The sequence below is a fragment of the Lysobacter sp. Soil_C_15 genome (assembly GCF_057657315.1).
Genome location: NZ_JBDGIR010000005.1, coordinates 291247 through 316235, shown reverse-complemented (window position 1 = coordinate 316235; position 24989 = coordinate 291247). Strand labels below are relative to the sequence as shown.

At 70.1% G+C, this 24989-nt stretch carries 23 protein-coding genes, 1 tRNA gene and 1 riboswitch; of the genes, 8 read left to right on the top strand and 16 right to left on the bottom strand.

The window, feature by feature from the left end; genetic code table 11:
• Positions 1-13: 13 nt before the first annotated feature.
• Positions 14-436, top strand: a complete 423-nt coding sequence (locus AC3A57_RS14235) for a DUF2752 domain-containing protein (RefSeq protein WP_487579503.1) — start codon at positions 14-16, stop codon at positions 434-436.
• Positions 437-439: 3 nt separating this feature from the next.
• Here AC3A57_RS14235 and AC3A57_RS14230 read toward each other — a convergent pair whose 3' ends face one another.
• The 9 genes from AC3A57_RS14230 to AC3A57_RS14190 all read right to left on the bottom strand — a co-directional run bounded on the left by AC3A57_RS14230 (position 440) and on the right by AC3A57_RS14190 (position 9936).
• Positions 440-3283, bottom strand: a complete 2844-nt coding sequence (locus AC3A57_RS14230) for a TonB-dependent receptor domain-containing protein (RefSeq protein ID WP_487579502.1) — start codon at positions 3281-3283, stop codon at positions 440-442.
• A gap of 94 nt (positions 3284-3377) precedes the next feature.
• A complete protein-coding gene (locus tag AC3A57_RS14225; RefSeq protein ID WP_487579501.1) occupies positions 3378-4370 on the bottom strand; it encodes a FecR family protein in 993 nt (330 codons plus the stop codon).
• Positions 4367-5218, bottom strand: a complete 852-nt coding sequence (locus AC3A57_RS14220) for an RNA polymerase sigma factor (RefSeq protein ID WP_487579500.1) — start codon at positions 5216-5218, stop codon at positions 4367-4369. Before AC3A57_RS14220 ends, AC3A57_RS14225 begins: the two co-directional genes overlap by 4 nt.
• Before the next feature lie 286 nt (positions 5219-5504).
• Positions 5505-6416 (bottom strand): regulatory signaling modulator protein AmpE, encoded by a 912-nt coding sequence (gene ampE / locus AC3A57_RS14215; RefSeq protein ID WP_487579499.1) that lies wholly within the window; start codon positions 6414-6416, stop codon positions 5505-5507.
• 147 nt (positions 6417-6563) lie between these two features.
• Positions 6564-7520: an NAD(+) diphosphatase gene (gene nudC, locus AC3A57_RS14210; protein WP_487579498.1), complete on the bottom strand. Its 957-nt coding sequence runs from the start codon at positions 7518-7520 to the stop codon at positions 6564-6566.
• Positions 7517-7891: an iron-sulfur cluster insertion protein ErpA gene (gene erpA, locus AC3A57_RS14205; RefSeq protein WP_487579497.1), complete on the bottom strand. Its 375-nt coding sequence runs from the start codon at positions 7889-7891 to the stop codon at positions 7517-7519. The genes nudC and erpA overlap by 4 nt, the downstream gene beginning before the upstream one ends.
• A 58-nt stretch (positions 7892-7949) precedes the next feature.
• Positions 7950-8744, bottom strand: a complete 795-nt coding sequence (locus AC3A57_RS14200) for a DUF6776 family protein (protein WP_487579496.1) — start codon at positions 8742-8744, stop codon at positions 7950-7952.
• 31 nt (positions 8745-8775) lie between these two features.
• Complete coding sequence (locus AC3A57_RS14195; RefSeq protein WP_487579495.1) at positions 8776-9198, bottom strand: bactofilin family protein; 423 nt, start codon at positions 9196-9198, stop codon at positions 8776-8778.
• A 3-nt stretch (positions 9199-9201) separates the two neighbouring features.
• Positions 9202-9936 (bottom strand): DUF6776 family protein, encoded by a 735-nt coding sequence (locus tag AC3A57_RS14190; RefSeq protein WP_487579494.1) that lies wholly within the window; start codon positions 9934-9936, stop codon positions 9202-9204.
• A 63-nt stretch (positions 9937-9999) separates the two neighbouring features.
• Here AC3A57_RS14190 and AC3A57_RS14185 point away from each other — a divergent pair, with 63 nt between their 5' ends.
• Complete coding sequence (locus AC3A57_RS14185) at positions 10000-10590, top strand: DUF4126 domain-containing protein (RefSeq protein WP_487579493.1); 591 nt, start codon at positions 10000-10002, stop codon at positions 10588-10590.
• Between the two features lie 169 nt (positions 10591-10759).
• Here AC3A57_RS14185 and bfr read toward each other — a convergent pair whose 3' ends face one another.
• From bfr to AC3A57_RS14170, 3 genes are all read right to left on the bottom strand, one after another.
• Positions 10760-11239 (bottom strand): bacterioferritin, encoded by a 480-nt coding sequence (gene bfr / locus AC3A57_RS14180; RefSeq protein ID WP_487579492.1) that lies wholly within the window; start codon positions 11237-11239, stop codon positions 10760-10762.
• Positions 11240-11370: 131 nt separating this feature from the next.
• Positions 11371-11574: a (2Fe-2S)-binding protein gene (locus tag AC3A57_RS14175; protein ID WP_487579491.1), complete on the bottom strand. Its 204-nt coding sequence runs from the start codon at positions 11572-11574 to the stop codon at positions 11371-11373.
• A 118-nt stretch (positions 11575-11692) separates the two neighbouring features.
• Positions 11693-12310, bottom strand: a complete 618-nt coding sequence (locus AC3A57_RS14170) for an RNA pyrophosphohydrolase (protein ID WP_487579490.1) — start codon at positions 12308-12310, stop codon at positions 11693-11695.
• A 127-nt stretch (positions 12311-12437) separates the two neighbouring features.
• Here AC3A57_RS14170 and AC3A57_RS14165 point away from each other — a divergent pair.
• From AC3A57_RS14165 to AC3A57_RS14155, 3 genes are all read left to right on the top strand, one after another.
• A tRNA-Met gene (locus AC3A57_RS14165) sits at positions 12438-12514 on the top strand.
• A gap of 140 nt (positions 12515-12654) precedes the next feature.
• Positions 12655-13008, top strand: coding sequence for a 6-carboxytetrahydropterin synthase QueD (gene queD, locus AC3A57_RS14160; protein ID WP_221671269.1), 354 nt, complete (start codon positions 12655-12657; stop codon positions 13006-13008).
• Positions 13009-13378: 370 nt separating this feature from the next.
• Positions 13379-13792: a phasin family protein gene (locus tag AC3A57_RS14155; RefSeq protein ID WP_487579489.1), complete on the top strand. Its 414-nt coding sequence runs from the start codon at positions 13379-13381 to the stop codon at positions 13790-13792.
• Positions 13793-13983: 191 nt separating this feature from the next.
• Here the strand turns inward: AC3A57_RS14155 and bioD are convergent, their stop codons facing one another.
• A complete protein-coding gene (bioD, locus tag AC3A57_RS14150; protein WP_487579488.1) occupies positions 13984-14745 on the bottom strand; it encodes a dethiobiotin synthase in 762 nt (253 codons plus the stop codon).
• Positions 14746-14817: 72 nt separating this feature from the next.
• Between bioD and AC3A57_RS14145 the strand changes: the two genes are divergently transcribed.
• The 3 genes from AC3A57_RS14145 to btuB all read left to right on the top strand — a co-directional run bounded on the left by AC3A57_RS14145 (position 14818) and on the right by btuB (position 18099).
• Positions 14818-15300: a GAF domain-containing protein gene (locus AC3A57_RS14145; protein ID WP_221671266.1), complete on the top strand. Its 483-nt coding sequence runs from the start codon at positions 14818-14820 to the stop codon at positions 15298-15300.
• Positions 15297-15740 carry a TfoX/Sxy family protein gene (locus AC3A57_RS14140; RefSeq protein WP_487579487.1) on the top strand — a complete coding sequence of 148 codons (444 nt, stop codon included), beginning with the start codon at positions 15297-15299 and terminating at the stop codon, positions 15738-15740. The genes AC3A57_RS14145 and AC3A57_RS14140 overlap by 4 nt, the downstream gene beginning before the upstream one ends.
• Positions 15741-15880: 140 nt before the next feature.
• A riboswitch (cobalamin riboswitch) is annotated at positions 15881-16129 on the top strand.
• Positions 16130-16251: 122 nt separating this feature from the next.
• Positions 16252-18099: a TonB-dependent vitamin B12 receptor gene (gene btuB / locus AC3A57_RS14135; RefSeq protein WP_487579486.1), complete on the top strand. Its 1848-nt coding sequence runs from the start codon at positions 16252-16254 to the stop codon at positions 18097-18099.
• 311 nt (positions 18100-18410) lie between these two features.
• Here the strand turns inward: btuB and AC3A57_RS14130 are convergent, their stop codons facing one another.
• The 3 genes from AC3A57_RS14130 to AC3A57_RS14120 form a co-directional block, all read right to left on the bottom strand.
• Entirely contained in the window at positions 18411-19343 is a 933-nt protein-coding gene (locus AC3A57_RS14130; RefSeq protein WP_487579485.1) for a hypothetical protein, read from the bottom strand.
• A gap of 7 nt (positions 19344-19350) precedes the next feature.
• Entirely contained in the window at positions 19351-22446 is a 3096-nt protein-coding gene (locus tag AC3A57_RS14125) for a hypothetical protein (protein WP_487579484.1), read from the bottom strand.
• A 215-nt stretch (positions 22447-22661) separates the two neighbouring features.
• Complete coding sequence (locus AC3A57_RS14120) at positions 22662-24941, bottom strand: hypothetical protein (RefSeq protein ID WP_487579483.1); 2280 nt, start codon at positions 24939-24941, stop codon at positions 22662-22664.
• Between the last annotated feature and the right edge of the window lie 48 nt (positions 24942-24989).

Sequence of the window (24989 nt, the reverse complement as noted above, 5' to 3'; positions counted from 1 at the left end):
TCCTGTGGTCGCCATGAACGCACTCAGCCCGCGCCGCCGCCACGTCGCCCTGGCCGCGACCGCCGCCGCGGCGGCGCTGGCCGGCGGCGCCGCGGTCTGGCTGCTGCGCCGCTTCGATCCCAATGCGGTGGGCAGCCCGCTGCCGGGCTGCGTGTTCTACCAGCTCACCGGTCTGTACTGCCCCGGCTGCGGCATGACCCGCGCCGCGCACGCCCTGGTCCATGGCGATTTCGCCCAGGTGCTGGCGATGAACCCGCTGCTGCCTGGGCTGATGCTGGCGCTGCCGTTGCTGGTGCTGCACGCCTACGGCTATCGCCTGCCCAAGGCATTGGCTGCGACATTGACCAGCGCCCGGCTGTGGATCGGCCTGCTGCTCGGCTTCTGGGTGTTGCGCAACCTGCCCTGGCCGCCGTTCGCATGGCTGGCGCCGGGCTGAGGCTCAGAAGCGGTAAGTCGCGCTGATCAGGTAATAGCGCCCGACCGGATCGTCGTCGGCGATGCTGTAGCCGCCGGCGCTCTCGTCGTAGTTGACCGGCGCGTGGTCGGTGAGGTTGCTGACGTTGAGGCTCAGCAGCCAGCGCTCGAAACCGCCGTAGGCCAAGTTGAGCCCGACCAGGGTCGCGCTGGGCGTGCTGCATTTGCCGGCGCGCTTCCAGCGCTTCATGCAGTCCACCGTCGGGTCGCCGAAGTCGACCTTGGCCGGGCCCATGTAGCGCAGGTTGAGGGTGGCGATCCAGTCGCGGTAGTTCCACTGCACGCTGCCGAGCAGGCTGCGGTCGGGCGTGGTGTAGCCCGCGTAGTCCAGCGCCGGCACTTGCGGGTGCGAGCGCCGGATCAGCCGGTCCAGGTAGTGGCCGTTGAGGCGCCAAGCGAACTTGCCCCAGCGCGCGGTCTCGACCCGGTAATCGGCGTCGAGCTCCCAGCCGCGCACTTCGGTGCGGCCGACGTTGTCGAGGTAGATGTTGACCCCGTACAGATAGCCCTCGTCGTCGCGCAGCAAGGCCCCGGGATACAACTCGGGGCGCTGCAGCGAATTGATCACCAGCATCTCGTTGTTGCGCGCGATGCGGTAGTGATTGAGGCTGAGGCTGAAGGCCTCGGCCGGCTGCCAGATCACCCCCAGGGTGCGGCTGTGCGAGGTCTCCGGCTTCAGTTTCGGATTGACCGTGGCGTGCTTGTCGACCAGGCAGGTGGCGGTGTCGTCGATCGGTATCAGGCAGGGACCGATCGCGTCGGAGTACGGGATCTGATCGGTGTCGCCGAAGATCATCGGCCGGCGCACTTCGAACAGGGTCGGCGCGCGATAGCCTTCGCCGACCGAACCGCGCAGGGTCAGGCTCGGCGTCGGCGTCCACTTGAAGCCGGCCTTCGGCGAAACCCGGCTGCCGAAGCCGCCGTTGCGGTCCAGGCGCCAGGCCGCGTCGATCGACAGGGTCTCGTGCAGCGGCAAGTTGATCTCGCCGTACACCGCCGAGTCGTTGCGGCTGGAATTCTCGCGCTCCATCTCCTGCGCCAGGGCCACGCTGCCGTTGACGAAGGCGGCGCCGGGGCGGCTGCGCAGGCGCTCGCGGCGGAACTCGGCGCCGACCGCGACAGTGGCCTCGCCGCCGGGCATCCGGAACAGCGGGCCGTCGAAGTTGGCCACCGCGCTGTCCAGCACCACTTCGCCGCCGAGGGTGTTCTGCGGCGAAATGCGCTCGATCACGTCATTGGACTTTTCGCTCTGGTCGAAGCGGAACAGGCGCTGGTCGGCGGCGTCGAACAGCTCGACCTCGTCGATCAGGCCGTCGATGCGGTTGTGCACCTTGTTGCGGCGCTGGGCCAGGCTCAGGTCCCACTCCCAGCGGCCGCGGTAGCCGCGCAGGCCGACGGTGGCGTCGCGGGTGTTGGTGACGGTGCGGTTGCGCACCGGCCCGACTTCGGAGAAAGCATAGGCCAGCGGCAGGATCGGCAGCGGCGCGAACGCGTCGGGGTTGTCCTCGGGCAGGCTGACCAGGCCGTAGAAGGGCGCGTTCTGCATCTCCAGCGAGACCCGGGTCGCGCGCAGGTCGGCGTAGAACTCGCCGTTGCCGCTGACCGGCTGGCGGTAGTGGGCGTAGAAGGCGTTGCTGGTGATGCCGGGCTGCAGGCTCACGTACTGGGCGCGGTCCAGGCTGCAGGCCTTGCCCTCCAGGCCGGGGTCGCGGTCCTCGCAGCCTTTGATCGGCACGTAGAAATTGCCGATGTAGTAGCCGAACGGGATGCGCGCATCGCGCAGGCCGGCATCGCGCTGGTCGACCGTGCTCCAGTCGCGCTGGCTGCCGACCAGCGGATTGCGGGCGAAATGGTCGGCGCTGAGGAACACGCTGCCGCCGCCGCGGGTCTGCAGGCCGATGCTCGCCGACAGCCGCTGCTGTTCGGCGTCGCCGCGGTCGGACACCCCGTAGTTGGCGGTGATCTCGCCGCCGCTGTAGTCCTTCTTGAGGATGATGTTGACCACCCCGGCCATCGCGTCGGCGCCGTAGATGGCCGAGGCGCCGCCGTGCAGGATCTCGATCCGGTCGATCATGCTCAACGGAATGCCGTTGAGGTCGCTGAGCGCGCCCATGTCGGTCGAGACCAGGCCGTAGTTGGCCATGCGCCGGCCGTCGACCAGGAACAGGGTCGCACGCGGGCCCAGCGAGTACAGGCTCGAGGACGCCGCCGCGGCCGAGGGCACCTGCGAGGCGCCGCCGCCGGTGGCGACGTCGCGCGGGTGGTGGCCGGTCATGCCCGGCATCAGCCGCAGCAGGTCGAACAGGGTCTGGTGGCCGCTGGCGCGGATCTCCTCGCGGGTGATGATGGTCAGCGGGGTCGAGGTCTGGAACGCCGAGCGCGGGATGCGGGTGCCGGTGACGTGGACCGTGTCGAGCTGGGTCGGCGCGCTCGGCGGCGCCGACTCGCGCCGCACCGTCGCACGCGGGGGCGCGACCGGGCGCGGGCGCGGCGCCGCCTGCAACAAGTAGGTGTTGGCGTTTACGGCTACCGCGGTGAGGCCGGTGCCCTGCAACAGCCGGGCCAGGGCCTCGCGGGTGGGGGCTTTGCCGTCCAGGCCGGCGCTGCGGCGGTTGGCGACCAGCGACGGCGAGTACAGGATCTGCACCCGGCTCTGCGCGGCGAAGGCATTGAGGGCGTCGTCCAGGGCACCGGCGCGGATGTGGTAGCCATCCCCAGTGGAATCGTTAGGAGGGGCCTGAAAAGCCCCGGCTTCGGACGCGGCTAGAAGCGCGACGGAAACGAGGAACGCAGGGAAAATCTTGGCCATCCACCAACCGCATCGATCGGACTACAGCGGAACACGGCGCCCCCTGTGGACGGCGCTGATCCAACCATAGCATCGACTCGGCCGATGCGGTGTCTCAACCCGCCTTGCGCCGCAAAACGATGTCGCCGTCGGCGCTGCGCTCGCTCTGCAGCGACCAGCCGCGCTCCAGCGCCTGCAGCAGCGAGGCCTGGTCGCCGATATGGAACACGCCGCTGACGGTGATGTCGCCCAGACCCGGCTCGGCCAGGCGCAGCTTGGTCGCCGAGTAGCGGTTCATCTCGCTGAGCAAGGCGTCCAGGCGGCGATTCTTGAACACCAGGTCGCCGTCCGGCCAGGCCTGGGCCACGGCCAGGTCCAGCGGCTCGGGCGCGCCGAGCCGGCCTTCGCCGTCGTAGTTGAGCTGCTGGCCCGGGCTCAGGGTGCTGCGGGCCTGGGCCGCCGCGCCGGTGACCTCGACCGCGCCCTCGATCAGGCCGACGTTGACCGCGCTGTCGGCCTTGCTGACCTGGAAGGTGGTGCCGATGTCGCGGATGGTGCCGCGCCCGGCCTTGACCGAGAACGGTCGCTGCGGATCGGCGGCGACCTGGAACTGGACCCGGCCGCGATCGACTTCGATCTCGCGCCGGTCCTCGCCGAAGCGGGCGACGATCGCCGAGTCGGTGTCGAGCAGCACCCGGGTGCCGTCGGCCAAACGCAGCCAGCGCTGCTCGCCGACCGCGGTGGCGTAGCGTTCGCCGGCCGGCAGCGGCGCCGGCGTGCGCAGCCAGCCGATCCCGACCACGGTGGCGACCAGCAGCGAGGCGGCAAGCGCCGCCGGCGCCCACCAGCGCGGACGCGCGCTGTCGCGGCTGGCGCGCCAGGCGATGCGCGCGGCGGCCTGGAGCATTTCGTCGCCTGCCAACCGCGCGGCCAACTGATGCGCGCGCTCGGCTTGCACATAGGCCTCCAGGTGCGCGGGCGATTCGTCCAGCCAATCCTGGAACTGCGCCCGTTCCTGGGCGGTGCATTCGGGCGAATCCAGCCGCGCGACCCACGCTTCCGCGCGGCCGTCGTCGACATCCGTCGATGCGGTGAGTGAAGTCTTCATGATTCCTGCCAGCTCTCGTAGCCGCTTTCCTTCATGCGCGTGCGCAACAGCGCCAGCGCCCGGCCGATATTCTTCTCCACCGCCTTTACAGAAATACCGCAATGGCGCGCGATCTGGGTGTAGCTCATGCCGTTGATGCGGTTGAGCAGGTAGACCTGGCGGCTGCGCGCCGGCAACTGCAGGATCGCCGCGCGCACCACCGCAAGCTCCTGCTCGGTCGCTACGCGCTGGTCGTGCGCGGGCTCCTGCGAAGGCAGCGCATGGTAGTCCTCGTCCAGGCTGACGTGCTCGGGCGCGTGTCGGGTCTTCTGCCTGCGCCCGCGGTCGTTGAGGGCGTTGATCGCGATCCGGTACATCAGGATCTTGAGCGATTCCGGCGGCTGCTCGCGGTAGCGCAGCATCCGCATCATGGTTTCCTGGGCGATGTCCTGCGCGTCCTCGAGCGAGGCGGCGGACTTGCGCAGGAAGGCGATCAGCGGCTCGCGATGATCGCGCAGGAAGGCGACGAAATGGTCTTCCTCCACGCGCGTCGAAGCCGCCTGGTTCGCCGCCGAGGAGTCCTGACCCACGTCCACTTTCGCCCACGTTCCCGGGAATTGTTTCGATACTAGCCCAGCCGCCTGCGCCGGGCGAACGAAGTCCGCGGTCTCGTGCACGGCCAGGCCGGGCGCGAAACCGGCCTGGATGATGGGCGTAAATCGACTCACCGGATCGGGTTCTCCGCAGGAAGTTGGGCGGGCGGGCGCGACGGCAATCACGCAACGCGCACCGGAACGGCTCGATCGGTCGCTTCCGCCGAATCCGCACCGCCCCCGGACGCCGATGCGCCACGGCGCGCGCGTCAGCACGATCGCCGGGCCCGGCCGATCCGCAGCGCGCGATCCGCCCCGCCTCCCCGGCGGGAACTACGCCTCCCCCGCGTTGCGGGAAGCGGTCGACTCGCGCGGCACGCCGGATCTCGCCGTACCCATGACCAGAAACGCAGCCGGGGCGGGGGCTCCCTACCCGTTCCATGCGCCGGCGTCGGGATTCGGTTCAGGCGGTCGCAAAAGCGGAGCGAACGGTCGCCGCCGCAGGGATCGCCGGGCCGCAGGAAGCTCGTCGAACGCGCCCGCAGGTCCCGGGCCTAGGCCGTCAGGACACGAAGCCGGCGATCACGAACAGCGCCAGCACCGCCAGCCACACCAGCAGGCTGCGCCAGACCAGGCTCATCGCGTCGCGCAGTTCGGGCACTTCGCCGATCGCCGCCGGGGCCGCCGGCGCGCCGACCCCGGCCTCGTCGACATAGTCGGCAGCCTCCTCGGCCAGCTCGCACTTGACGCTGGCGCGCGCGACCGCGCCGAGGAACCGGTGGTCCAGGCTGGGCCTGGCGCCGCCGGATTCGCGCCAGGCGCCGAGCACGGTGTCGAAATTGCCGACCAGGGCCAGGGCCAGGGTCATCAGCTGGGCCACCGGCCAGTCCAGCGCCGCCAGCGCGGCGCGCGCGCCGGCGCGGTTCTCGCCGGGCAACTCGCGCGAGGCCTCGCCTTCGGCGGCCAGGGCGATCAGGCGGTAGCCCAGCGCCCCCACCGGCCCCAGCACCAGGAACCAGAACAGCACTCCGAACCAACGCCGCAATGCGCTGCGGAACACCGCCTCGATCAGCGAGCCGCCGTCCAGGGCCGGGGTGTCGCCGTAGGGAAACAGGCGCGCCGCGGCTTCGCGGCGGGCGATCGGGTCGCGCGCCGACGCCAGCGCTTCGACGTCGAGGTCGAGGTCGCGCGGGCCCCAGGCGTAGAACAGCACCACGATCGCGAACACCAGCCCGCCCAGGCCGATCAGCGGTTCGTCCAGGGCCAGCTGGAACAGGCCGACGCCGAGCAGCGGCGGCAGCAGGGCCAGGATCAGGCCGCCGCGACCGTGCCAGAAGCTGCCTTCGGGAAAGCGGCTGCCGATCCAGCGCAGCCAGTCGCCGTACCAACCGTAGTGACGCACCGACGCGGCCAGCGACTGGGCAAGATGGCCGAGCACCAGTGCGACGACGGCGGCGATCAACGTGACGGACATCGGGCGACGCTCCTGGCGTAGCGAATCTGAGTCCGATTCTAACGCGCCCGAACTAGCGCGACCGCACGGGCCCGAGATTGGCGCCGACGCCGCGCGCCTACCGTACGCGAACGCATTGCGCCGGCGCTTGCGGCCGGCGCCGGGGCCTCAGCCGTGTGTGCGCGCCTCGGCCTGCGCCAGCCAGTGATCGATCAGCCAGCGCGAGATGGAAATGCTCGGCGACAGCAACGGCCCGACGCCGTCGTCCGCGCCGCGTTCGCCGCGCGCCGCGGCGGCGCGGATCTCGTCGAGCGTGAACCAGCGCGCCTCTTCGAGTTCGTCGCCGACCTGCGGTTCGTCGGCTTCGGCCAGCGCGGCGAAGCCGAGCATCAGCGCGCCCGGGAACGGCCAGGGCTGCGAGCCCAGGTAACGGCAGCCGCGCACGCGCACGCCGGTTTCTTCCAGCACCTCGCGCGCGACGGTCTGCTCCAGCGATTCGCCGGGCTCGACGAAGCCGGCGATGACCGAATAACGGCGCGCCGGCCAGCCGCTCTGGCGGCCGAGCAGCAGGCGCTCGCCGTCGTCGACCGCGACGATCACCGCCGGGTCGGTGCGCGGGTAATGTTCGCTGCCGCACAGGCCGCAACGGCCGAGCCAACCGGCGCGCGAGAACCCGACTTCGCCGCCGCAGGCGCCGCAGTAACGATGCCGGCTGCGCCAATGCTGCAGCGCGCGCGCCTGGGCGAACACGCTGGCGTGCAGCCAGGGCCACTGCGCGGCGGCGCTACGCAGATCGACCCGGCGCGGCGCCTGCCAGGCGACCAGCTCGGCCTCGATCGCGAACCAGGCCGCGCCGTCGCCGTCCAGGCCGAGGAACACCGCGGCGCCGACACCGCCGGGCCCTTCGCTGAGTTCCTGGCCGCTGGGCGCGCGCAGGCGGCCGTCTTCGTCGGCAAAGGCCTGGCCGGACGCGTCGAGCACGATCACCCGCGCCCGCGGCCACAGCGCCGTCAGGGCCTCGGCGTCGTCGCGCAGGTGGTCGGCGCGGTCCAGCGCCGCGCGCCAGGCCGAACCGGATTCGACGAAGGCGAACGCCGATGCCGGCGGGGCGTGAGGCTCGCTCACACGCCGAACGAGGAACCGCAACCGCAGGTGGTCTTCGCGTTCGGATTGCGGATCACGAACTGCGAGCCGTGCAGGCTCTCGGTGTAGTCGACTTCGGCGCCCATCAGGTACTGCAGGCTCAGCGGATCGACCAGCAGGGTCACGCCGTCGGTCTGCACGGCGAGGTCGTCCTCGCCCTGCTGTTCGTCGAACTCGAAGCCGTACTGGAAGCCCGAGCAACCGCCGCCCTGGATGTAGACGCGCAGCTTGAGGGCGTCGTTGCCCTCCTCGGCGATCAGTTCGCGGACCTTGTTCGCCGCGGCCGAGGTGAACTGCAGCGGCCGCTCCAGCGACTGATAGCCCGGAGCGGCGGGGTGAAGAATGGTTTCCATGGGCAAAAGGATGAGGGCCCGGCGGTGCGCATTCAAGCGCACCGGGCGAACACTGCGATCAGCCGCCGATGCCGGTCGCCGGGCTGGCGGCGGCGTCGCGGGTCGCTTCGGCCCAGGTGAAGGACTGTTCGACCGCGGCGCCGGACTGCGGGGTCAGCCGCACCGTGACCCGCACCGGGGCCAGCCCGGCGGGAACGAACACGTCGCCCTCGACCTGCTGGAAGTACTTGAACGAGTAGGCCACGCCCGGCGCCGCCGGCTGCTGGCGCAGGTCGGTCCAGGCCAGCTTTTCCAGCTTGCCGTCGCGGGTGCCTTCCAGGGCCAGGCTCAGGCGGCCGGCGCTGACCGCGCCGCGGTTGAGGTTCTGGGTCAGGGTGGTGGTGAAGTGCCAGACGCTGGGCGCGCCGTCCTGGGCCTGCATCTTCAGCGCATGCACGGTCAGGCCGCGGCGCTGGCCCGTGGCGCCGACCAGGCGCTCGTAGAAGGCGACGTCGGCGCGCAGGCCGGCGAGCTCCTCGTCGCGCTCGGCCAGGGCGCTTTGCAGGTCGCGGTTGGCCTGGCGGCTGATCTCGTCGGAGCGGCCCAGGGTGGTCACCCGCTGGCGCAGCTGCTCCAGTTCGGCGCGCATCTGCTTCGGGGTCAAGGCCTCGGCCCCGGCAGGGGCCGGCGGCACTTCGTCGCCGGCCTGGCTGAGCGAACGCCACAGGCCCCAGGCGCCGAACCCCAACGCCACGGCCAGGACGATCGCGGCCGGAATCCGCCAGGGGTGGCGCTGCCCGGCAGCGGCCGGCGCGGCGGCGGTCGGGTCGGACCCGGCGGGGGACGGCGTGGCGGGGGAGGTCGTTTCGCTCATCCACACCGTCTGGGGGCGGGGCCCGCGCCGCTCAATCCATCCCGGCGAGGGCGGTAATGGCGCCTTCAGGCGCCGGCAAGGCGGCTGCGGCCTCGGCGTGGATCAGGCGGCCGGTCAGCATCGAGCCGGCGGTCATTTCCACGACCCGATAATGCACGTTTCCTTGGACCCGCGCCTTGGCCGCGAGTTCCACCCGTTCGCTGGAGTAGACGTCGCCGTTGAGGGTGCCGTTGAGCACCACCACCGGCGCGCGCACCTCGCCCTCGATGCTGCCGTTCTCGGCCAGGGTCAGGCTGGCCGGCTGCCCCTCCTGCGCCACCAGCTTGCCGACGATGCGGCCTTCGATATACAGCCCGCCGCTGAAATGCAGGTCGCCGTGGATCACCACTTGCGGGCCGATCATGGTGTCGACCTGGCCTTCGCGCAGTTGGGTCGGTTTGCTGGTCTTGAACATCGCTTAAGTTTCCCCGGTTACGGTGACGCCGCTCTTCCAGGCGAAACGCTGCTCGATCGAAGCGTTTTCCCCGCGCAACGAGACGCGTACGCGTTGCGGGGTGAACCCGGCCGGCAGCATCACGCTGCCGTCGAGCTGCTGGAAGTAGCGGAAAGAATAATTCTGCGGCGGCGCCTTGGGCTTCTGGTGCAGCTCGTCCCAGCCGATCGACGCCAGCTTGCCGCCGCGCACCCCCTCGAGCTGGAACTGCAGGCCGCCGCTGCTGACCGCGCCGCGGTTGAGATTCTGGGTCAGCACGATCTGGTAGCGCCAGGTGCCGCCGGCCTCGGGTTTGAACTCGACCGAGTGAACGTTCAGGCCCTTGGCCGGCGCGGTCGCGCCGACCAGGCGCTCGTAGAAGGCGACGTCGGCGCGCAGGTCGGCGATCTCCTCCTCGCGCTGGGCCAGGGCTTCCTGCACCTGCTTGTTGGCGGCGCGGCTGATCTGATCGGAGCGCTGCAGGGTGGTCTCGCGCTGGGCCAGGCGGTCGAGCTCGGTCTGGCGCTGGCGCAGCTCGCGCCGGGTGGTGGCCAGCTCGGCGCTGACCTCGGGCAGCATCGGCGCGGCCCGCGACTGCGACCAGAACCAGGCGCCGGCCAGGGTGAGCGCCCACGCCACGCCGACGGCGGCCCAGATATAAGGACGCTTGTCCGGCTGTTGCTGGACGATGACGAAACGCGGCGGCGGGGCTTTGGCCATACTGGACTGCGACGGACGCCGCTTTGCCTATACTCAACCCTCGATCTTAACGGGAACGCCGCCGTGACCGATGCGCACCTGTTCGCAGTTGGGGTGGTTCTGGCCTGGCTGGCCGGGGTCCGGGTCTACCTGACCGTGTTCGGCGTCGGCCTGGCCGGCTTCCTGGGTTGGCTGGACCTGCCCCAGGCGCTGCAGGCGACCCAGTCGCCGTGGGTGCTCGGGGTCTGCGGCCTGCTCGCCGCCGGCGAGTTCTTCGCCGACAAGATCCCTGGAGTCGATTCGGGCTGGGACCTGCTGCACACCCTGTTGCGGGTCCCGGTCGGCGCCTTCCTGGCCGCGGCGGCGATGTCGCCCGACGGCGAGCTCGGCGCCGGCGCCCTCGCCGCCGGCGCCGGCGTGGCCCTGACCAGCCACCTGCTCAAGTCCGGCTCGCGCGCCCTGCTCAACACCTCGCCCGAACCGATCAGCAACTGGACCGCCTCGGTCACCGAGGACGCCGCCGTGGTCGGCGGCCTGGCCCTGGTGTTCGCCTATCCCTGGGTGACCCTGGCCATCGTGGTGCTGATCAGCCTGACCATCGGCATGGCCTTGTGGTGGTTGTGGCGGAAGCTGTTCGGGCGGCGGCGCAAGGCCAAAGAGCTAGGAGCGAGTTGAGAGGAGCGAGGAACGAGCGCTCGCCGACTGTTGTCGCATAAGAAAAAAAGCCGCCGGTGGGAACCGGCGGCTTTTCGCTGTCTGGCTGGCGGCGCTTGCGCGCGGCTGGCTGGATACGTTCGTGCAGGAGGGGCAGCGGGCGCTTTGCTCGCTCCTCGCTCCTCTACGCTCAATCTTCGCCTTTCTCGATCTTGGTCAGCAGATAGTTCTGCTCGCCCAGGCGCTCGATCAGCGCCAGCTGGGTTTCGATCCAGTCGACGTGCTCTTCTTCCGAGTCGAGGATGTCGGCGAACAGCTTGCGGCTGACGTAGTCGCTGACGGTTTCGCAGTACTTGATCGCCTCGCGCAGCAGCGGGATCGCTTCCAGCTCCAGCGCCAGGTCGCAGGCCAGCAGCTCGCGCGGGTTTTCGCCGATGCGCAGTTTGCCCAGGGCCTGGAAGTTGGGCAGGCCATCGAGGAACAGGATGCGGTCCGACAGCTTGTCGGCGTGCTTCATCTCGTCGATGGACTCGTGGTACTCGTGTTCGGCCAGTTCTTTCAGGCCCCAGTTCTTCAGCATCTTGGCGTGCAGGAAGTACTGGTTGATCGCGGTCAGCTCGTTGTAGAGCGCCTTGTTGAGATACTCGATGACCTTGGGGTCGCCTTTCATGGCCGTGGCTCCGACGTTGCTATGGCGGGCACTCTAGCCACTTCGCGGACGCGATGACGGAACGCGAATCGTGCGCAACGGGAGTCGAGAATCAGTGGCGTTCGCGGGCCCGGGCGCGCCGGGCGGCGGGCTCAGGCGGCCTGCTGCAATACCGGCAGCGGCAGCTCGATCGCGCCGCGCGCCTGATCGAGCAGCGAAGCGGCCAGTTCCAGGCAACTGCCGCAGTTGGCGCCGGCGCCGGTGCGCATGGTCAGCTCGGGCAGGCTGCGGCACCCGGCCTCGGCGGCCTGGCGGATGTCGCGGTCGGTGACTCCGTTGCAGATGCAGACGTACACGGCGGCGGGCGTTCGGGCAGGCAGCCGGATGGCTGCGAGACCCATTTCGCCAGGAATGAGAATGATTGTCAATTAACAGCAGCCGACTGCTGCCGGCCCGGCCTCAGGCGCCCCGGCCTCAGGCGCCCGGTTCCGAGCCGCCGCGGGCCGGGCTGCCGGGCAGGCCGCCACGGGCGCGCGGCCGCTGCCGGTTATGCCCGGCCAGGCGCGGGTCGTGCAGGCGGGTGTCGGGGCCGGGCGCCGGCACCGCCTGGGAACCGGCGACATGGCGCGCGAACGGGGCCAGGTGGCGCAGGGCGCTGGCGTAGACGCCGCGCTTGAACATCACCACGTGCTCGACCGGGTACCAGAAATCCACCCAACGCCAGTGGTCGAACTCGGGCTTCTCGGTCAGGTCCAGGCGCAGGTCTGACTCCTGGCCGGTCAGGCGCAGCAGGAACCAGACTTGTTTCTGGCCGATGCAGACCAGCCGGTCGTTGCGCCGCACCGCCCGCCGCGGCAGGCGGTAGCGCAGCCAACCCGGGGTCGCGCCGAGCACTTCGACGTGCTGCGGCAGCAGGCCGGTCTCCTCGCGCAATTCGCGATACATCGCCTCCAGCGGCGTCTCGTCGCTGTTCATCCCGCCTTGCGGGAACTGCCAGCCGTCGCGGTGCACGCGGCGCGCCCAGAACAGGCGGCCGTCCGGATGCATCAGCACGATGCCGACATTGGGCCTGTAACCGTCCGGATCGATCACGATGCGGACTCCGAATTTCTACTGACTCCGACTCTGCCACGGGGTGCGGCAGACGACAAGTCGGGCAAAGCGGCGCCGCCCCCATTGACACGAACCCCTCCGGCATGAAGAATTCGCGGTTCCCCGTGGCTATGTAGCTCAGCCGGTTAGAGCACAGCACTCATAATGCTGGGGTCGGTGGTTCGAGTCCACCCATAGCCACCATCGATTCGCGTCGGCTCCGCCGCCGCAGCCAAGCCCGCCAGCGCCGCGGGCTTTTTCGTATCCGCCGTCCCGACGCCGCGCCCGGCCCGCTCCGGACCGGCGGCGTCCACCGCCCGAGCGCTTGCCGCACAATGTCCGCCATGAACATCTTCAAGGTCTTCACCCTCGAGGCCGCGCACCGCTTGCCGAACGTGCCGGAAGGGCACAAGTGCGCGCGCCTGCACGGCCACTCGTTCCGCATCGAGGTGCACCTGACCGGCGAACTGGGCGAGCACAGCGGCTGGGTGATGGACTACGCCGACGTCAAGAAAGCCTTCCAGCCGATCTACGACCGCCTGGACCATCACTACCTCAACGACATCCCCGGCCTGGAAAACCCGACCAGCGAACGCCTGGCGGTGTGGATCTGGGAGCAGCTCAAGCCGGTGCTGCCGCTGCTGAGCGAAATCGTCGTCCACGAGACCTGCACCGCCGGTTGCCGCTACCGCGGTTGAGCGGCGGCTCGGCCCCTCATGCGCTGCTTCGGGGCATCTTCTCCCGCAAGCGGGTGAAGGGGCGCTTGCGAGCCACCGGCTCGCGCGCCACCGAACGCCCGAACGCCATGCCCTCGGGCCGGGGAGCGAATCCTCCAGTCGCCGCGCGGCAGCGCCCCGGCGCGCCTGTCAGAGGCGCGAAACCTGGGCGTCACAGCCCGAACCTAGGCTTTGCCTGAACCGCTGCTTGGGCGCTAAACGGCTGAACAGGCAGCTTTTCTGAACCGGTTCAGACCGCTCGTCGGTGCGATGTTGCATCGCAACAAAGCCCTGGCTATGCTGCACCGCACCATCCAGCCGTTCTCCGCCTGGACCACTCAGGAGCTAAGCCATGTACCAGCAGTTCAACGAACAGTTCGCCGCCGCCACGCGCCAGTTCGCGGACACGGCCGCTCAGGTCAACCGTCTGGCCCTCGACAACGCCGAAGCGGTGTTCGGCCTGCAGATCGCGGCGATCGAAGACCGCGTCAACGCGACCTTCGCCTTCTTCGGCGAAGCCGCCGAAGCGCGCGATTTCGACGCCTTCAAGACCCTGTGGCCGAAGGGCGTGCAGATCGCCCGCGAGAACGTCGAGCGCGCCGTCAGCACCGGCCAGGAAACCCTCGGCCGCACGCTGAAGACCAACGAAGCGATCGCCGAGCTGGCCAAGTCGCAGATCGAATCGGCCGCCAAGACCACCCAGGCCAACGTCGAAAAGGCCGCCAAGGCCGCGACCAAGGCCAGCGTCGCCCCGGCCGCCAAGTAATTCCGCTCAGGCCGGTTGCCGCCGCCGCCGCGCGTCCCTCTCTCTGCGCGCGATCGACGGCCGGCATCGGCAAGCCCAGTCGGAAAAACAGGAAACCCGGCAACTTCGGTTGCCGGGTTTTTTGTCGTCTGCGTCGCGCGACGCAGACCCAAGCCGCGGGGCGGGCCGCAGCGCGGCTTCGAACGGCGCGGTCAGAACAGCGGCGTCAGCCGCTGCGCCAACGTCTGCGGGTCGGGTTGCGGAGCATACGGCAGCCGGCCCCAGCACGGCATCGGCAGGCGCGCGCGCAGGATCTCGAAGTTCTCGTCGGCGCGGGCCATGTCCGGGTCGATGCCGTTGGCGATCCAGCCGATCGCGCGCACCCCGTCGGCCTGCAGCGCGCGCGCGCTGAGCCGGGCGTGGTTGATCGCGCCCAGGCGCAGGCCGACCACCAGCACCACCGGCAGGTCCAGCGCGCGCACCAGGTCGAGCTGGTCCAGCGCGGCGCTGATCGGCGCCGCCCAGCCGCCGACGCCTTCGACCACCACGCAGTCGGCCTGCGCGGCCAGTCGCGCATGCGCGGCGCGGATCGCGTCCAACTCGATGCGCACGCCGGCCTCGGCGGCGGCGATCTCCGGCGCCAGCGGCTGCGGCAGGGCATAGGGATTGACGTCCTCGTAGCGCGGCCGCGGCAGGCTCGCCGCCTGCAGCAGCAACGCGTCCTCGTTGCGCCAGCCGTCCGGCCCCGGCTCGCAGCCGCTGGCTACCGGCTTCATGCCGACCGCGCGCAGGCCGCGCGCGCGCAAGGCATGCAGCAGCGCCGCGCTGGCCACCGACTTGCCGATGCCGGTATCGGTGCCGGTCACGAACAGGCCCGGCGGGCAGGCCGGGCGCGCGTCCGGATCGCCGGCGTCGGCGCGTTTTGCGTCCGTTGGTCGGATGGCGTCGGCGACCGAAGGCTGGTTGTGACTCATCTCGCGCTTTTGTTCCTGCTTCCCGGATCGGCCCATGGTAGTCGCGCAAGACGCCGCTGTTACACTTCCTCGATGTTTACCGCCTCTTCTTTGACCGGCAGCAAGGCCGAGCAATACCAACAGCTGGCCGCGCAGGCGCGCGGCCTGCTCGACGGCGAACGCGACCGCGTCGCCAACGCCGCCAACCTGTCGGCCCTGATCGCGCACGCCCTGCCCGACCTCAACTGGGTCGGTTTCTATTTCTACGACGGCCGCGAACTGGTGGTCGGCCCGTTCCAGGGCCTGCCGGCCTGCGTGCGCATTCCGCTCGACAAGGGCGTATGCGGCGCGGCGGCGTCGACCCGGCAGACCCAGCGGGTCGCCGACGTGCACGACTTCCCCGGCCACATCGCCTGCGATGCGGCTTCGCGTTCGGAACTGGTGGTGCCGCTGCTGCGCGGCGAGGAGCTGATCGGCGTGTTCGATCTCGACAGTCCGTTGCCGGAACGCTTCGACGCCGACGACCAAGCCGGCCTGGAAGCGATGGCCAGGATCTACCTGGAGTCGCTCGCATGAGCGCGGCCAAGATGCGCAACATCGGTCCCAAGAGCGCCGCCTGGCTGCGCCAGGTCGGCCTGCGCACCCACGAGGACCTGGCCGCGGTCGGCACGGTCGAAGCCTTCATGCGGGTCAAGCGCGCCGGCTTCAAACCGACCCTCAACCTGCTGTACGCGATCGAGGGCGCCCTGCTCGACTGCCACTGGCAGGAGATCAGCGAGGAGCGCCGGCAGGAACTGATCCTGGCCGCCGACGCCGCCACCGCGCTGCTGCCGGCGCCGCGCAACAAGCCGGCCGCCGCTCCGGTGCGCACCACCGTGCACGCCGACGAGGGCTACGAGACCGGCGCCGGCTTCGCCGCGGCCGGCGAGCGCGACGACGGCCACGGCGACGGTTTCGACCGCGACGGCGGTGCCGATGAGCGCGGCGAGCGCGCCGAAGACGGCGAGCGCGACTGAGCCGGGGCGGCCGCCTTCATTCGAACGCCCCCCCCCCCTGCCCTGCCGCCGCCGATCCGGGGCGATGCCGCCGCGCGGGCAATGGGCCGGGCGGCTCCCTTTCGGACCGCCCGTTCGGACAGCCCGCCCGCCATCGCGTAGAATCCGCCCCGCTTCGAGGTGACCCCACGGCCGACCGCCACGGGGTTGAAACGGGAAGCCGGTGACGCGCCCGGGCCGACGGATCTTCCGCCGGCGCCGCGCCCAGTCCGGCACTGCCCCCGCAACGGTAAGCGAGCCAGGTCGCGGCCTGCGCCACTGTGCGATGCACGGGAAGGCGCCGCGACCGGAAGCCGGCACGGCCGGCTTCGCCCGCGAGTCCGGAGACCGGCCTTGAGGCACCATCGGTTGCGATGCGGAGGGCGTCGCGGCACGGCCGCCGTTCTCGCGCGCCCGTCGTCGTCCGCCTCCTCCCCCGCCGCCTCCTTCGCCGTTTTGACGCGCGCCGATGCGCGCGTCGTGGAGCTTTGCCATGCGTGCCCTGAATCTGTCCTTCGCCATCGCCTGCGCGCTCGCGCTGCCGGCCACCGCCCTCGCCGCGCCCGCGGGCGAGGCCACCGATCTCGACGAGGTCGTGGTCACCGCCAACCGCACCGCGGTCAGCGTCAACGACGCCCTGAGCCCGGTGGAAGTGCTGACCCGTACCGAGATCGAGCGCAGCCAGGCCCGCGACCTCAACGACCTGCTGCGCGGCCGCGCCGGCATCTCGCTGTCCAACCAGGGCGGCGCCGGCAAGCTCAGCACCCTGTTCCTGCGCGGCAGCGAATCCGACCACGTGCTGTTCCTGGTCGACGGCATCCGCATCGGCTCGCCGACCTCCGGCCTGGCCTCGCTGCAGGACCTGCCGCTGGCGCTGATCGACCGGATCGAAATCGTCCGCGGCCCGCGCTCGAGCCTGTACGGCGCCGACGCCATCGGCGGCGTGATCCAGGTGTTCACCCGCCGCGAGCGGCAGGGCTTCGCTCCGCGCGTCCACGTCGGCGGCGGCAGCAACGGCGCGATCGAGTTCGGCAGCGGTTTCGGCGGCCGCAGCGGCCGCGGCTGGTTCGGCGCCGACTACAGCTTCCGCAAGACCCAGGGCATCGATGCCTGCCGCGGCGCCGGTTTCCCGGTGTTCGCCGGCTGCTTCACCGACGAACCGGACCGCGACGGCTACGAAAGCCACGCGCTGTCGCTGCGCGGCGGGATCGATCTCAACGAGCAGTGGAGCATCGAAGGCCAGGCGCTGCGCGCCGAAGGCCGGAACGACTACGACGGCAGCTTCGTCAACTACTCGCAGACCGTGCAGCAGGTGATCGGCGGCAAGGTCCGCTGGCGCCCCAGCGAGACCGTCAACGTGCAGCTGGTCGCCGGCCGCAACGTCGACAGTTCGGACAATTTCCTCGGCTCGCTGCCGATGGGCTTCTTCAGCACCGACCGCGACAGCGCCAGCTTGCAGGCCGACTTCGCCGTCGCCGACGGTCACGTGCTGACCGCCGGCTTCGATTGGCTGCGCGACCGCGTCGACAGCGACACGATCTACGACGAGGCCGAGCGCGACAACAAGGCCGGCTTCGTCCAGTACCAGGGCCGCTTCGGCGCCCACTCCTTCGAAGCCAGCCTGCGCCGCGACGACAACGAACAGTTCGGCGGCCACACCACCGGCGGCGCCGCCTGGGGCCTGGACTTCGCCGAGAACTGGCGCGTCACCGTCGGCTACGGCACCGCGTTCAAGGCGCCGACCTTCAACGAGCTGTACTACCCGTTCTTCGGCAACGCCCAGCTCAAGCCGGAAGAGTCCAAGACCTGGGAAGTCGGCCTGGCCTACCGCGGCGACAACTTCAACGCGCGCATCGACGGCTTCGACACCCGCGCCGACGACCTGATCACCTTCGACGCGGCGATCAACCTGCCCAACAACATCGAACGCGCGCGCATGCGCGGCGCCGAGATCGGCATCGACACCGAGTTCGCCGGCTGGACCCTGGCCGCCAGCGCCAGCTTCCTCGACACAGAGAACCGTCGCGGCTTCAACCGCGGCAACGATCTGCCGCGCCGCGCCAAGCACAGCGGCCGCATCGACCTGGACCGCGCCTTCGGCAAGTTCCGCGTCGGCGCCACCGCGGTGGGCTACGGTTCGCGCTACGACGACGCCGCCAACAGCACCCGCCTGGGCGGCTACGGCACCTTCGACCTGCGCGCCGAGTACGCCTTCACCCCGGCGCTGAGCCTGCAGGCGCGCGTGGCCAACGTGTTCGACCGCGAGTACGAGACCGTGTCGTACTACAACCAGCCCGGCCGCGAGTGGTTCCTGACCCTGCGCTACGCGCCGGCCAACTGAGGCGGATTCGCCGCGGCGGCAAGAACGAACAAGCCCGGTGTATGCCGGGCTTGTTCGTTTCGGGTGTTCGGCATCGAAGCGAGGAGCGCGGAGAACGAGCAGCGGCGACTGCCGCGCGCCGGTACCGCTTCGCCCCCTCATCCGCCCCTTCGGCGCACCGTCTCCCGCAAGCGGGGTGAGGGGGAACGACGGCGACCGCTTCGCATGGCCCGATCGAATCTGATCGAACCCTCTAAGCCCCTCTCCCGCGTGCGGGAGAGGGGTTGGGGTGAGGGGAACCCGACCGCCGTTACCGCTTCCGTTCCGAAAACTCACGTCGGCCGCAACGAACACTGCACCCACGAGCGCCCGGCCACGTCGGCGACCACGCCCATCACGCCGTGCCGCCAACGTCCGTCTGCCGGCCCGCCGATCAGTGCGCGGTGCACCGGCACCGTGCTCTCGTCGCCGCAGCGCTGCAGGCGCGCACCGGCTTCGGCATCGTCGCGGAACACCGCCTTGGCGATCACGAACCAGCTCAAAGCCAGCGGCTGGCCCTGCGCCGACAACACCAGGCTCAAACCGCTGGGACGCGGCAGCTCCGCCCCCGACAACAGCTGGTCGAGCTGGCGCATCAACGGCCCGGCGTCGCCGAGCGCGGCCTGCGCCATCGCCGCCAGGCGCTGCCGGTCGAGTTCGTGCGCGCGGGCGTAGAACTCGGTGGAGCCGTCGGGATTGACCCCGCACAGCCGCCACACCAGCAGCGAGGAACGGAACCAGGGATGGCGCTCGCTCCACCACGGCGGCAGACGCCCAGCGGGCAGATCGACGTAGAGCTTGGTCGCCAGCGAGTTCTCGCCGTGCCGGGCCGAGGCCCAGGCGCCGAAGATCAGCCGGCCGTGGCGCTGGTGCTCGAACCAGGCGCTCAGGTCGCCCTGCCAATCCAAGGCCTGCGCCGCCAGCGCCAGTCGCTCGCGATCGTCGGTCTCCGGCGCGGCGACCTCGGCGGCCCAACGCAGGCTGGACTCGCGCGAGCTCCACGAGAACTCCACCGGCACGCCGGTGTTGGTCAGGTCGCTGAAATCCCAGGCCACCTCGGGCCACAACGAGCGCGACAGCGGCGCCAGAGTGCGGCCGAGCAAGGCCTCGGCCGCGGCGGCCGGGCCCGGCAGCACCCGGCTCAGGCGCTGCAGGGTCGCGGCGATCGGCGCCGGCAGCGCCTCGGCCGCCGGTTCGCGATTACGTTCGGCAAGCATCGCGTTCATGCCGGCCTCACAGCACCGCGACCAGTTCTTCGGTCTCGTCGACCCAAGCGCGCTGGTCGAACTGCCCCTGCATGCCGACGAAGGTGTAGCGGCGCCGGTACTTGCGCAGGTCCTTGTTGCGCAGGGCGATGCGCAGCTTGGCCGGGTCGGTCTGCACGCCGGGCATCTCGATGCGTTCGCTGCGCTCGTAGCTGCCGTCCTTGTACTTGACGTCGATATAGACGCGCTTGACCTGCAGCGGGTCGAAGGTCGGGATGAACTCCAGCTGCAGCGCATCCTCGAAGCTGTCGTGGACCACGATCTGCGGCACGTCGACCTCGACCGGCGCGGTCGCCGGATCCGGCTGGGACGCGCCCTTGCGCCGCTGGATCAGCTGGTAGGTCACCCCGCGGTTGGCCGGACCCGGCTTGGCGCCGCGCAGGCGCCAAGTCTTGGGCCCGCTGTCCTTGCTCAGGACCAGGCTGGTGCGCGGCTCGGGACTGGAATAGCCGCGCGCCTGCAGCCGCACTTCGATCGAGTCGATCACGTCCCAGTCGATGTCGCCGGGAATCGCGTTGATCTCGCGGAACTCGACGTGCTCGTAAGGGTTCACGAACAAGGTGCGGTCCTCGGTCGAGGACGCCGGGATCGTGTACGTGTGCCGGTCGGCGGCCCAGTCCGATTGCGGATTGAAGTGGAACTGGTAGGCGGCGTCGTAGTCGATATCGCGGGTCTGGTTCATGAACACTTCGAACCGGCGCACGCCATGGTCGTCCGGGGTGAACACGAAGTCGGCGTGCTTGTGGTCGCGCGGCTTGCTCTTGTCGCCGTAGTCCAGCGCCACCTGCGCCGACAGCAGGTCGATCGGCTCGAACGCGATCGGCAGGCTGGCCTCGACCGCGAACTGGCGGAAGAACGGATCGTCCAGGTCGATTTCCTTGAAGTACTTGGACTTGTCGCGCAGGTCGCCGAGCATCAGGCCGAAGAAGCCCTGCGGCGCGTAGGTGCGGCGCGTGGCCTCGGCGCGGTTGTAGCGCAGGGTCAGCTTCTTGCGCTCTTCCTGGCGCACGAACTTGAGCTTGAGCGACAGGCTGACCGCGGTCGGCGGCGTCGGCACGGTCGGCTGCGGCTGCGGCTGCGGTTGTGGCTGCGGTTGCGGCTGCGGCTGCGGCTGGGGTTGCGGCTGAGGTTGCGGCTGCAGCGAAGCCGGGCGGCGCAGTTGGCCGCGCCAGCGGCTGGGCTGGGTGCCGGCGACGCGGCCGGTGACGTGGACCACGCGGTTGTCCGGATCGCCGCCCATCGGCGAATGCGAACCCGGACGGCTGTCGGCCGGGTTGTCGCCGCTGGCGGTGTGCGAGGTGACCGTGGCGCCAGCGCGGCGCGCCACCGCCAGGGCTACGTCGAGGCGGCGCTGCGACAGCGACTGGTTGTGCGAACGCCGTTGCGACTCGCTGGCGCCGCTGACGTGCTCGTGGCTGGCATAGGCCTGCAGGCGCACGTTGCGCGGCGGCGGCAGGCTGCGGATCCACTCGGCCAGGCGCTCGGCGCCGCGCTGCGGTCCGGTCCAGTCGCCGTCGCCCTGGATGCGCAGCGTGCCCGAAGCGTCCTGGTAGCGCGGGTCGGTGGTGGTGTTCTCGACATAGGCGCGGTACTGCGGCGACGGCGGGCTGACCCGCCAGCCGGACGCGGCCGGCTTGTCGAAATCGAAGAACAGGCCGAAGGTCTGTTCCTGGGTCGCGGCCGGCCATTCGACTTCGATCAGCCGCGAACCGTTGGGGTCGACGTTGACGGTGCAACGGCCTTGCGCGTCCAGCGCCACCGGCTGGGTATCGACTTTGACCACCGCGCCGGCGCCGGTCACGGTGATGGTTTCGCTGAGGCCGCTGCTCGACGGCGCGTGGCTGACCGACTGCCCGGCGGGCAGCGGCGAGGGCTGCTGCGATTCGACCGTCAGCACCGCCGGCTGGATCTGCGCCGGCGGCAGCGAGGTGCCGGTGCCGGTGCCGGGCGCGGTGCCGGGGCTGGTGGCGGTGGTGCCGTTGAAGCCGGGCGCGCTGCTGCCCGGCGGCGTGCCGGTGCCCGGCGGCGTGCCCGTGCCCGGCGGCGTACCGGTGCCGGGCGGCGTGCCCGTGCCCGGCGGCGTACCGGTGCCGGGCGGCGTGCCCGTGCTCGGCGGCGTACCGGTGCCGGGCGGCGTGCCCGTGCTCGGCGGCGTACCGGTGCTGGGCGGCGTGCCCGTGCTCGGCGGCGTACCGGTGCCGGGCGGCGTGCCGGTGCCCGGCGTGGCGCCGTCGGCGGCCAGGCGCCCCGGCACCAGGGTCGGTTCGAACCACTTGCTGAGCAGGTCGTTCTTGAAGAAATCCAGCGCCCATTGTTCCTGGTCGCGCCGGTCTTCGGCATCGGTGAAAGCTTCGACCTGGATGTCGATCACGCCCTTCTGCACCAGCGACTCGAACGCCGCGTCGATGCCGGCCTTGAACCAGGCGTACTGGCCTTCCAGGCTGGCGCTGAAGTGGTTGTAGATGCGCTCGAAGTCGGCGGTGATGGTCACCCGCAGCGCCGGCCGCATCGCCAGGTACTTGAAGTTGTAGATCACCCCGATCGGGGTCATGCCATCGCTGAGCGCCTGCTCGAGGATGGTCGAGCCCTCGGCCGACAGGCTCAGGCTGAAGGCGGCGCGGTTGGCCGCATCCATCGACGGCACGCTGGCGCCGAGGATGTGCTCGACCGCGTTGAAGGTGCCCGGCTGCGCCGGCTGGGCCGAGGTGCCGCCGGCGCCTTGCACGTTCAAGGCCACGCACTGCACCGAACCTTCTTCGAACGTCGCCGGGCTCAGGCGCACCGGCAGCTGCACGCCGGGCTCGGCGTTGAGCCGGCCGACGATCTTGCTCTCCATCGACGAGGGCAGCTGCAGGGTGGTGACGAAGGTGACGAAGCCGCCGCCTTTGTTGGCGGCCGCGGCGTTGGCGACGCGGTACTTGAGGAAGCTGAATTCCTTGCGCCCGTCGGCCGGACGCGAGGCCAGCGCGACCGGGCCCGGCAGATACCAGAACTGGCTCTTGTCGGAGTGGTCGCGGAACACGGTGATGCCGTCGATGACGAGCGGCTTTTCGAGGCTGAGCATGTCGAACTCCGGGGTTCTGCGGTGGCCGCGCGGGCGCGGCCGGTCCTTGTGCTTGCTTGCCGGGCGGCGCGAGTCTTCGGCTCGCCGTCCCTGCGACCGCGGGAATCCAGGGCTTCGCCGATGCACGGCGCCGAAGTCTCCGGACCCCGCCTGCGCGGGGACGACGGTCGTGAAGCCGCTGCGCGGCCGGCAAGTTCCTTTGGCGGCGAGGCCGATCAGGGCATCTTCAGCACCAGATCGGTGGCCTCGCCCGGCGACCAGTTGAGGCTCTTGTTGGTGCCGTTCTCGAGCAGGTAGCTGGCCTTGTACTCGTAGCGCATGCGCGCCGGGTCGAGATAGTCGTACTCGAACTCGCCGACCGCCTGGGCGTTGTCGAACTCGAAGTCCTCGGCGAAGTTCAGCCCGCCGACCAGGTCCTCGAAGCGCAGCGACACCCTGACCTTGCGCATCTTGCGCTTGGCGAAATCGCTCGGCGGCTTGACCGTGACGATGCGCCGGCCCTTCATTCCGGCCTTGAGCATGATCCGGTTGCCGAAGGTCACCGACTCGGGAATCTCCTCGACGTCGCGGCCGTCCTTGTACAGGATGCTGACGCTGTAGAAGACCGCCTTGATGTCCGGGTTGCGCATGTCCACGGCGAAGGTCTGCGAGGCCGATCCTTCCTGGAAGCTCATCGGCTGCTCGATCAGCACGTCGTTGGCGCGGTCGGCGTAGCGCAGGTCTACGAACACCTCCTGCACTTCGCTCCAGTTGAAGTTGGGCACCACCTGCAGCACGCGCCGGGTCGGGAACGGGTTGCGCACGGTGACCTGCGGTTCGTCCAGGTCGGCCCAGTCGACGACCTTGTCCGGGCCGCTGACGGCGTGATGGACCAGTCGCACCTGGTAGCCGGTCTTGGCCAGGTCGATCATGAACATCTTCCAGGAACCGGCCGGCGCGTCCTTGGTCAGCCGGACCATGTCGTTCTGGTTGATCTTGTTGGCCGGGTCGCGATAGCGCAGGAATACGTCGACCGAGCTGTAGCGGTCCCAGGGGTAGTTCTCGGCCAGCACCGGCACGGTGTTGATCGCGTACAGGTCGCGCGGCACGACTTCGATGTTCTCCACGTCGAAGACCTGCGGCTTGGACTTGAGCTTGGTCGGCCGCTCGGCCGCGTCCACGCCCTTGAAGTTGACCTCGTACTCGACCTGCACCTCGCGCTTCATCGCCCCGCGCTCGAGCTGGCTCAGCCACTCGAAGCTGGCCTCGCCGGCGTTGGCGCCGAGCAGCGCGTTCTGCGCCCTGTCGCCGTAGCGCACCCGCACGTTGATGCTGCCGATGTCGTCGCCGGCCAGGTCGGCACGCGATATCACCTTGACCCGGCGCTTCTTGAAGAAGTCGTTGTCCAGGCTGATCTGCTTGACCAGTCGATCGCGCGGCACGTTGCCGTCGCGGACGGTCTTGAACAGCGCCGCCAGGTGGCCCTGCGGGTGGATCGAGCGCTTGATCGCCACGCGCTCGGAGAAGTTGACGTTGAGCTTCTTGCGGTCGACCCGCTTGTAGTCCATGCGCTTGTAGCTGAAGCTCGGCATCAGCGCGCCGATCGGCCCGCCGGCGGCGCGCGCCGAGGATTCGGCGGCGAACTTGCCGATCGCTTCCAGGCCGCGCTCGAAGTCGTTCTTCTTCTCCGGCGACCACGGCGGCAGGCTGGGCTGGAAGAAGGCGTCGGTGACCATGTTGCGGACCTGGGCCAAGGCCGCGTCGCGGCGGTCGATGATGCCCTTGGTGTCCTCGCTCTCGGCGACGAAGGTGTCCGACTCCAGCACGATCGCGCGCTTTTCGACCAGTTCGTCGACCGCCTTGCCGATCTCGGTGGAGAAGAAGATGTTGCCGCCGGAGAAGCTCTCATCCATGTGCTTCTGGACGCGGTCCCAGTCGATCTTCAGGTTGATGTTGTAGGCCGGGCGCAGGCCGAGGAAGTCGAGCGAGTAGATCACCGCCACCGGCAGGATCTCGCCCTCCAGGCACTGCTCCATGACCGTGTAGCCGTCCTGGTCCAGGCGCACCGAGAACGCGGCCTGGTTGTTGCCGTACAGCGCCGGCTTGGCGGCCTGGTCGATCTTGAGCACGAACTGCGGGCCGCCGCCGGGGGTCGCGGCGGTGTCGCCGCTGGCCTTGCCGAGCATCAGCAGGCGCACCGAACCGTCTTCCAGCGGCACCGGGGCGATGCGCGGCTTGTTGCGCAGGTTCTCGGCGTTGGCGATCTCGCGCGCCAGATCGTCGATCTGCTTGGCGCTGGCGCCGACGTTGCAGTCGAAGTTGAGGAACCCGCCGGTGCCCGCGTCGCCGCGGAAACCGATCAGGAGGAATTGCGGCACGTCGATGCCGAGCGCCGGATCGCGCACCGTGGTCAGGTGCGGCGCAGTCGGCATGTAGTACCACTGCTCGGGATCGGCATGGTCCGGAAAGACCGAGATGCCGTTGATCTCGCGAGTGCGGCTGTCGAGGAGAAGCATGATCGGACTCCTTCCGAGTCAGGCGTGATGGCGGGTGGGCTGGGCGCG